This is a genomic window from Halomarina rubra (assembly GCF_023699475.1).
Taxonomy (GTDB): Archaea; Halobacteriota; Halobacteria; order Halobacteriales; family Haloarculaceae; genus Halomarina; species Halomarina rubra.
In genome coordinates, this window is sequence record NZ_JALXFV010000003.1 from 746,469 (window position 1) to 754,099 (window position 7,631).

The 7,631-nt window shown below is 52.0% G+C and carries 6 protein-coding genes; 3 read left to right on the top strand and 3 right to left on the bottom strand.

The window, feature by feature from the left end:
• Window positions 1-36 precede the first annotated feature (36 nt).
• On the bottom strand, window positions 37-471 hold the full coding sequence (locus M1L36_RS09060) for an NUDIX domain-containing protein (RefSeq protein WP_250873389.1): 435 nt from the start codon (window positions 469-471) through the stop codon (window positions 37-39).
• Window positions 472-774: 303 nt separating this feature from the next.
• On the opposite strand from M1L36_RS09060, the gene M1L36_RS09065 reads away from it, so the two are divergent.
• Both M1L36_RS09065 and M1L36_RS09070 read left to right on the top strand, forming a co-directional pair.
• On the top strand, window positions 775-3,315 hold the full coding sequence (locus M1L36_RS09065) for a PKD domain-containing protein (protein WP_250873390.1): 2,541 nt from the start codon (window positions 775-777) through the stop codon (window positions 3,313-3,315).
• Window positions 3,316-3,773: 458 nt separating this feature from the next.
• Window positions 3,774-4,214, top strand: coding sequence for a hypothetical protein (locus M1L36_RS09070; protein WP_250873391.1), 441 nt, complete (start codon window positions 3,774-3,776; stop codon window positions 4,212-4,214).
• Between the two features lie 94 nt (window positions 4,215-4,308).
• On the opposite strand, the gene M1L36_RS09075 is transcribed toward M1L36_RS09070, so the two are convergent.
• The gene (locus M1L36_RS09075) at window positions 4,309-6,135 is read right to left on the bottom strand and encodes a GmrSD restriction endonuclease domain-containing protein (RefSeq protein WP_250873392.1); all 1,827 of its coding nucleotides are present in this window, start codon (window positions 6,133-6,135) and stop codon (window positions 4,309-4,311) included.
• Between the two features lie 260 nt (window positions 6,136-6,395).
• Between M1L36_RS09075 and M1L36_RS09080 the strand changes: the two genes are divergently transcribed.
• The gene (locus tag M1L36_RS09080; protein WP_250873393.1) at window positions 6,396-7,298 is read left to right on the top strand and encodes a hypothetical protein; all 903 of its coding nucleotides are present in this window, start codon (window positions 6,396-6,398) and stop codon (window positions 7,296-7,298) included.
• Window positions 7,299-7,418: 120 nt separating this feature from the next.
• On the opposite strand, the gene M1L36_RS09085 is transcribed toward M1L36_RS09080, so the two are convergent.
• Window positions 7,419-7,631, bottom strand: a 213-nt coding sequence (locus M1L36_RS09085) for a hypothetical protein (protein ID WP_250873394.1), incomplete at its 5' end; no start/stop codon positions are given.

Genomic DNA, 7,631 nt, shown 5'->3' on the forward strand with positions numbered 1-7,631 from the left:
CAGTGTGGGTGGGTTTCGGGCCGGTATGCCCGCTATCTACGTTTGACTGCATGTGTCTTGGTTAGACCTCGAGCACCCTCTCCGCACTAAGTCAAGGTTCGAGAGCGCCTGTTGTTGCCCCAGCGTCTCGAATTCCTTGAACTCTCCGAGTGAAATCCACGCTGCCGTGTTGTGTTCGGCAGAAAGCGATGTGCTGTCGATTGCTGTAGCGGCTTCACGCTCAAATTCGATGAGAACCGGATAGAGACTGAACGCCTCAGCGACCGCACTAGGGTACGGTTTTGCAACCTCGGTGATGTCGGCATCGGTAGGTTCGATTGATTGGAGCTCTTCGTCAAGTTCGCGGAGCGCAGCCTCTCTGATCGATTCGTGCTGTTTTCGCTTCCCACCGATGAACTCCCAATACGAATCCTCTGTCCGGCGAGCGAGGAAGTAGCGATGTCCTTCTGGTGCGGTTTGACGAATTACCAACTGCGCGACGTCCGTCGTGTCGTCTCACTCAACGGGTATGTAATCTGTTGTCCGAAATCAGCAGCAAGCGATTTATAGGGATTTCTGATGGTACCACATAGGCGTATATCGTGGCTCTTCAATTTTGTTCAGGGACGCAAAATCTAGTATATCGCTCTTCATATCCTCCGATCAAATATCGTGGCCGTCAGGATTCGATGTTGTCAACACCCACGATGTGACATCAACGCTCAATCCATATGCACCCTTCCGAATTCTGGATAGAATGAAATAGCTTATCAGCGACAAATAGAAGCGGTCAATATGGGTAGGATTTCAAGAATTGTAATCTATTTGATGGTCCTCCTATTGACCATCTCATGTGTCACAGCAACAGGGGCAGTCTCTCTAGACTCTAACCACTCTAATATCACTTCAGAAGGGCTCCCTTCTGTCTCATTCACAGTGAATCCGAACAGTCCGGTTCCTGATGAACGAGTGTCTCTCGATGCGAGCAGATCTGGTGACTCTGGTAATGACATCGTAGAGTACGACTGGGACCTCGATGGAGATGGCTCCTACACGGAGTACTACGATGATGGAGACGGTGTGACTGAGTACACCTCGTTTGGTAGCGCAGGTAGCTATACTATCGGCCTACGAGTTACCGACTCTGGAGGCAACACGAACGTTCTCCGTAAAACGATCACCGTGACCAATGAGGCACCCTCTATTACCTTCACAGCGAGCCCGAGCAGTCCTGTCCCTGATCAACAAGTAACCCTCGATGCGAGCGGTTCCAGTGATTCAGACGGCTCCATCGTAGAGTACGACTGGGACCTTGACGGAGATGGCTCTTACACGGAGTACTACGATGACGGAGACGGTGTGACCGAGTCAATTACTTTTGGCTCAGCAGGGACCTACACTATCGGCCTTAAGCTCACCGACAATGGTGGTGAAACGACGACCTTACGCAAAAGAATCACCGTGACGAACGACGCACCCGTTGCATCATTTAGTGTCAACCCGTCTACTCCTGTTCCTGATGAAGAAGTATCGCTCGATGCGAGCAGTTCCAGTGATTCAGACGGCTCCATCGTAGAGTACGACTGGGACCTCGACGGAGATGGCTCCTACACGGAGTACTACGATGATGGCAGTGGCCAGGCTGAGTACATCTCCTTCGATTCGGCTGGAACTTACACTATTGGCCTCAAGGTCACTGACAACGGTGGAGAGTCGAGAACTATCCGTAAGAGAATCAAAGTTACGAACAAGCCCCCAGAAATCTCTTTCACCGCGACTCCGTCAAGTCCTGTTCCTGACGAACAAGTGACGCTCGATGCGAGTGGTTCCAGTGACTCCGATGGGGATATCGTAGAGTACGACTGGGACCTCGATGGAGATGGCTCCTACACGGAGTACTACGACGATGGCAGTGGCCAGACTGAGACTATTACCTTCGAGAAAGCTGGAAAGTACACTATCGGTCTCAAACTCACAGACAATGGTGGTGAAACGATGACCTTACGCAAAACTATTGAAGTGACAAACGAAGCTCCATCTGCCGAATTCAACTATTCGTTGAAAAGCAATGGTCTCACTGTAGAACTTGATGCAGGTGATTCCTCTGACTCCGACGGAAGTATTGTAGAGTACGACTGGGACCTCGACGGTGATGGCTCCTACACGGAGTACTACCATGATGGCAGTGGCCAAACTGAGTCAATCTCTTTCGATTCAGCAGGAAGTTACAAAATCGGACTGAAAGTGACGGACAACGGAGGTGAGAGCACCACGAAAGTACAAACGATTGCTGTGAGTGAGAAGCCAGTGGCAGAAATTGACATCAGTCCAAAAGTTCCGTCCACTGATTCCTCTACCGAGTTCTCGGCTGAGGACTCCGTTGACCCTGACGGCGAAATCGTATCATACCGGTGGTCTTTCCCGAATAGTGAACGACAGGGAAAAGAGACATCTTACAAGTTCAACTCGCCTGGCACCTATGACGTTAGGTTGACTGTGGAAGACTCGTTTGGTTCTACAGCATCTACGACACGAAGAGTGACGGTCAAAAAACCTCCAGACGTGGCGGTCGACTGGAAGCCAAATACTCCACGGAACAATCTGGATGTCGTATTCAAAGTTTCATCACCGGACAGTATCATTAGATACGACTGGGATTTCGACAACGATGGTGACTTCGACAGCAAGGGGGCAACAGTCACGCATTCGTTCGAAGAGGTCGGTAAACGTACCGTTCGAGTGCGCGCAAAGGCATCTAATGGCGTGAGCGCGGTGCAGACTCATGTTATCAACGTCCAGAAGAGCGCTGATTTCAGCCTCACCACAACACAGAACCGGGTCACCTCGGGAGAGGAAGCTGTTGTCCGTATCTCGATGTCGAACGAGGTCCGTGACCGAGGGATGTCGGTCAAGCTCAAATTGAATCAACCACCTTCGGGTGCATCGATTACCGGGGTCAGAGGCGCCCAATTCGTGAGTGAGCGCGCGACAGACTTCGTCGAAATTCAGCCTGGCGGCGAAAAGAGCCTCCAAGTCTATATGCAATTCAATGAGCCTGGTGAGTACGAGCTGGGTGCTGAGGCTATCTACTACTTCGATGGCGAAAACACCAGTTCGTCCGATCGTCGAGTCGCTCAGGTCGAGCCGGTCACCGTCGTAGTTGATTCTGTTGAGACTGAGACGGCTGTTGCACAATCAGATGCCAATAGCGAGGACTCGAAGCCTGCCGATAGCACTGAATCGTCAGGAACTGGCCCTGGTTTCGGCCTCGTAGTCGCCTTGATTGCTCTACTCTTGGCAAGTGGTCTGTTCGCTGTCTCTTCGAAGAAAACCTAACCACCAACCAGAATACTCTCTCTGCTGCGTTCTTGTTTGCTGCTTCCCTCATCTCGATTCTCAGCCTGTAAGGATACGCATGAAAAAGTTCATGTAATCTGTACCTTCTCGTTGATGGTAGAGTAATGCGAATTTCAAAGTTTCTCGTAGTGCCCATGATTGCATTCCTCGTTCTGTCGAGCGTGGCCCCAATGGCCGCAGCTCAAGACGGAAACGAGACTGCGACCCCAACCACTACGCCTGTCGAAAACGCGACTGTGACGCAGACAGCCACCACACAAGCTGCTGAACCGACGGACTCCAACGAGGATCAGACCAGTTCGGCGACCTGCGACCCAGGACCTTCCGAACCACAATTGTCACAGTCCCGTCTCTATGCTCCAGAAAAAACCATCGAGCCGGGCTCTCCCGGACAAATTTCGGGAGGGTTCCAGCTGGACCCAACCAGTGAATGTGCCGTGGAAGTCGTCATCACCCTCAGCGTTCCAAATGGAATGCAGATTACGGGTGCCTCTGACACCTTCTCGAGTGGAGCAGGGATGGCTACGGCCCGATTCACCGTCAACCCCGGCGCCGGAATCAAAGACATCCGCGCGAACGTCTACTCCTCAAACGCAGGTCAGCGCACTGTGACGGCTGACATCACCTACTGGCCAGTCGGACACAAGGATATGGCGAAGGAAATGGACGGCATCGCGCTGAGCTACAACGTTGAGGAACCAACGACACCAACTGCTGAAGAGAACGCTGCCTTGGAGGAACCAGCAGCAACTGAGAGTAACGGTGATTCTGAGTCTGAATCCGCTGGTATTGTACTCTCTGAAACGAACCTTCTTATCGGAGTCTTCGTTGCCCTACTGCTAGTCGCAATCGTGGGACTTGCCGCTCGCGGTCGGTAATTCTACACCCTTTTCCTGAGGTTTGATCGTCCGTCAGTAAACCAGAGCCCACCATCCACTACCCCACGTTACTTTGAGGAGGTTCGTGGAGTGCCTACGTGTCTACGTCCTCTGGTTGACTACGAGCGCTCAACACCGAGAGCAGATGCTGCTTGATTAGCTCCCGTCGCTCCATAACGAACTCGTCGAAGTTATCCAGCTCATGGAGTTCAGGGTTCTGCGGGATGAAATGCCGCTTGTAGAATGGTCGTGCTTGTCCAGTAACCCACTCCTCAAACGGCGTGTCCTGCTTAGAGGTGTTCTCTCCCTCTGTGAGTAGTTGTAGATTGGCCAGTTTGTCCCGCTCTGTGGTGAACCACTGAACCTCTTCCTCTGAGAATCCGCGTTCTCTGAGACTACCCTCGCCCAGCAAGTTCTGTGGGAAGATGTGGTCCTGGTGATATTGGACGCTCCCCCAATCGTTCCCCGGGTACAGGAGTGAGAGTGCGAGGAACGTTCGCTTGCTCCCCTTCTCGTACTCAAGGACGTTGTCTGCGATTTCTTCGTTGAACCCGACGACCTTACCGAGGTTTGCGATTTCCTCATTGATTGTCTCCAGTGGGAACTCCTTGCCCTCGCTTTGACTCAGGATATCACGGACCGTTCTAAGCACGGTGTCCGCATTTCCGCTGAACGTCCCGTTCAGAAGGCACGCGACGAACCACTTCTTGATGTCCTGTTTGATTCGGTGGTACTTCTCCTGGTCGCGCTTGAGTTGGTCGACGGTGACGCCCGTCTGCTTGAAGTAGTAGGCGATAGGGATGACGGCGTTTCGACTCGTCAGCGTGTTTTCGTCGATACCGAACTGATTGACCAGCGTCGCCGCCGTCTCGATAGCCTCCTTGATCGCTGGCCACTCATCTTCTATCTTCGAGACGTTCTCTCGGTTGAACTGACCGACACGGTACCGGACGGAGAGGTCACTGAGGACGAGGCAGGACTTGAGCAGGAAGTCCTTCCCGTAGTTGTTCGTGGATGGGAGCTGGGTGTTCAGGTGGTCTACAAACGACGTCAGTTCCTCTCGCGCGTCGTACTCAGTCCAGTTTGCTGTCGCTATCGAGAGCAGAAGGTCAGACTTCTGGAGTTGCGTTCCACCATCATTCGTCCTGATGAAGATCTCCAATACGCGGTCAATGTCCTGTTCCTTCTCTTCGAAATAAGTGACGTAGGATTTGTCGTGAATCGCCCGCCAGAGCGCTCGTAGGTTGCTCCCAACGTTCTTCCGACGACCCGTGTTCTCTGTATCTACGTACTCAGACTGCATCTCGAAAACAAAGTTATCGAGGTCCTCTTGCTTCGAGTAGTTGAGAATAGCTCCTGCTCTGAACCAGAGGTCGTCGCCTCGTGAGACAATGCGCTTGTCATAATCACTCACCGGGAGGAAAGAGAATTCGTATCGTGTGTTCCGGTCCCCGCCTTCGTCGAGTTCCTCGTTCGGGTCCGAGGTGATGTTGAGGTACAACCGCGACTTCGACCACGCACTCTCGTTCCGATACCACTTGTACGGCTGTTTGTACGTGTACGTTCCCTTGAGCCCGACGTAGAACGAGGAGAGTCGCTGTTGCCCGTCGAGGACGAGTTTGAGATCGCCAGACCCGTCAGGGATTACCTCTGAATTTCGTGTCTGTGAATCTGTGTTGATGTACTTCGTAGTCGTGATGTAGTTCTGGATGAACCCGTACATCTTGTACTGGTCACGGTTCTCGTCCTCAATGTCCCAGTAGAGAAACGTTCCAATCGGATAGCCCTGGAGGACAGAATCGAAGAGGTCGGTAATCTGGTCGCGCTTCCAGACAATTTCACGCTGAATCGCTGGCAGCAGGTAGTTCTCCCGCTGTATTTCCTCGACAGCTTCTGCGATAGTCACCCGTTGGTCGTACATGGCTCTCGATACCCGTGGCCATGTTATATTGGTTCGCCGAATATTTCGGCTAGTCGCTAGCTTTGGTATGGCCTATATGCACCGATAAACCCCCGTGATAAGCGATGAATGTCTTGAGAAGCCGTGTACAGTTAGTATCGTATTTCGCGGACGGGCTATCAGCACGGCTTCACTCTTCGTACTGTTCTCACCGTGAGTCGGTGCCACTGTAAAGATGCTATACGAAACTACTATCTTGAACTGGTCAACGAGTTATGAACATGGCCTCCAACAGCCCTCTGCACGAGACACGTGCCGTTTCCCTCGGCGGGTACGGCAGTCTTGTCCCATATCACGGACCGCTTTCCATTGATCCAGGCACTCCTGGTAAGTCGCATATCCTCCATCTCCCTCTTGATCAGCCGACCCCAGAAGGAATCCTCAATCATCTTGATGATGTAGCGGAGCATCTGAAGATCGACACGCGTCGGGGACGGCTATTCTACAGTGTACACTACTCAGACTACGGTTGGAACGGGAGTGGGGTCGAACAGCTAAGGCAAGACCTTCAGAACCCGTTTGAGGTTGGCGAAGAATTAAGACGGACATTGGAGAGCGAATACAATCGTGAACTTGGGATGCACCGTCCGTGCTTCACGATTCTGTCGAACGCCGAATACGGACTCTTTTACATGGTTCTTCGCGGGGGAAAGCGATACTTGGATGATGAAGGTGAAGAGTGGGAGATTGCTTACTACGCTCGCTCAGGTGTACTCATAGACCAACCTGTACTCTCATGGCCGAACGTAGAGAAAGTCGTAAAGAACGATGGGGGACCAATCACACAACACACTACAGACATTAGTACGGAATCCATCGAATTAGACAAACAACTATTAGAAGGGGTATACCCGCTGAGCCAATCTGTAAGCAACGATGCTGATATCATTGGTGGCCGGAACCCTTATTCAGCGAATAGCGCCGACTCTGGCGACAGCGATATCAAAGATTCAATCAATCAGACCTCACACCTCACGTTCCGAGTGAATGGGGGAACGATTGGCTTTGAAAATGAAGAGGCGTACAGAGTGGGGGGGATGGCCGCCTATCGACCCGTAGAAATCACGATGTGGGGGCATCCGGTAGTGATTTGCCAGCCAATGTGTGACGCGATTACTAACTGACCTGCTACGGGGTAGGCGCGGAGGTGTGTGTTTATCCCATCTCTGGAGATATGTTTGGATAGAGTGCATTGAGATACGTCGTTACCCGCTGTTTCGGCTGCGATATTCAGCAGTTTGTCCTCAGTGTTGTTGGAGCTCAAATTGGTACAACAACCTACCGTACCGTTCAGGAATTCCAATATCTTCGCACCACTCACAGAGGGCCGACATTGTGGGGCAGTCTTCAATCATTAGCAAGTAAAGATGATACGCAATCCGCTCCGAGGGTTCCACTATTTCCAGTTGAGGGATGACCTGATGACTTATTGTGTGAGAGTTCAGCCACTTGCTCAC

What these genes read in the sequence shown, in the direction of transcription:
- M1L36_RS09065 (WP_250873390.1), top strand. Translation starts at nt 775, where the DNA reads ATGGGTAGGATTTCAAGAATTGTAATCTATTTGATGGTCCTCCTATTG.
- M1L36_RS09075 (WP_250873392.1), bottom strand. Translation starts at nt 6,135, where the DNA reads ATGTACGACCAACGGGTGACTATCGCAGAAGCTGTCGAGGAAATACAG.
- M1L36_RS09080 (WP_250873393.1), top strand. Translation starts at nt 6,396, where the DNA reads ATGGCCTCCAACAGCCCTCTGCACGAGACACGTGCCGTTTCCCTCGGC.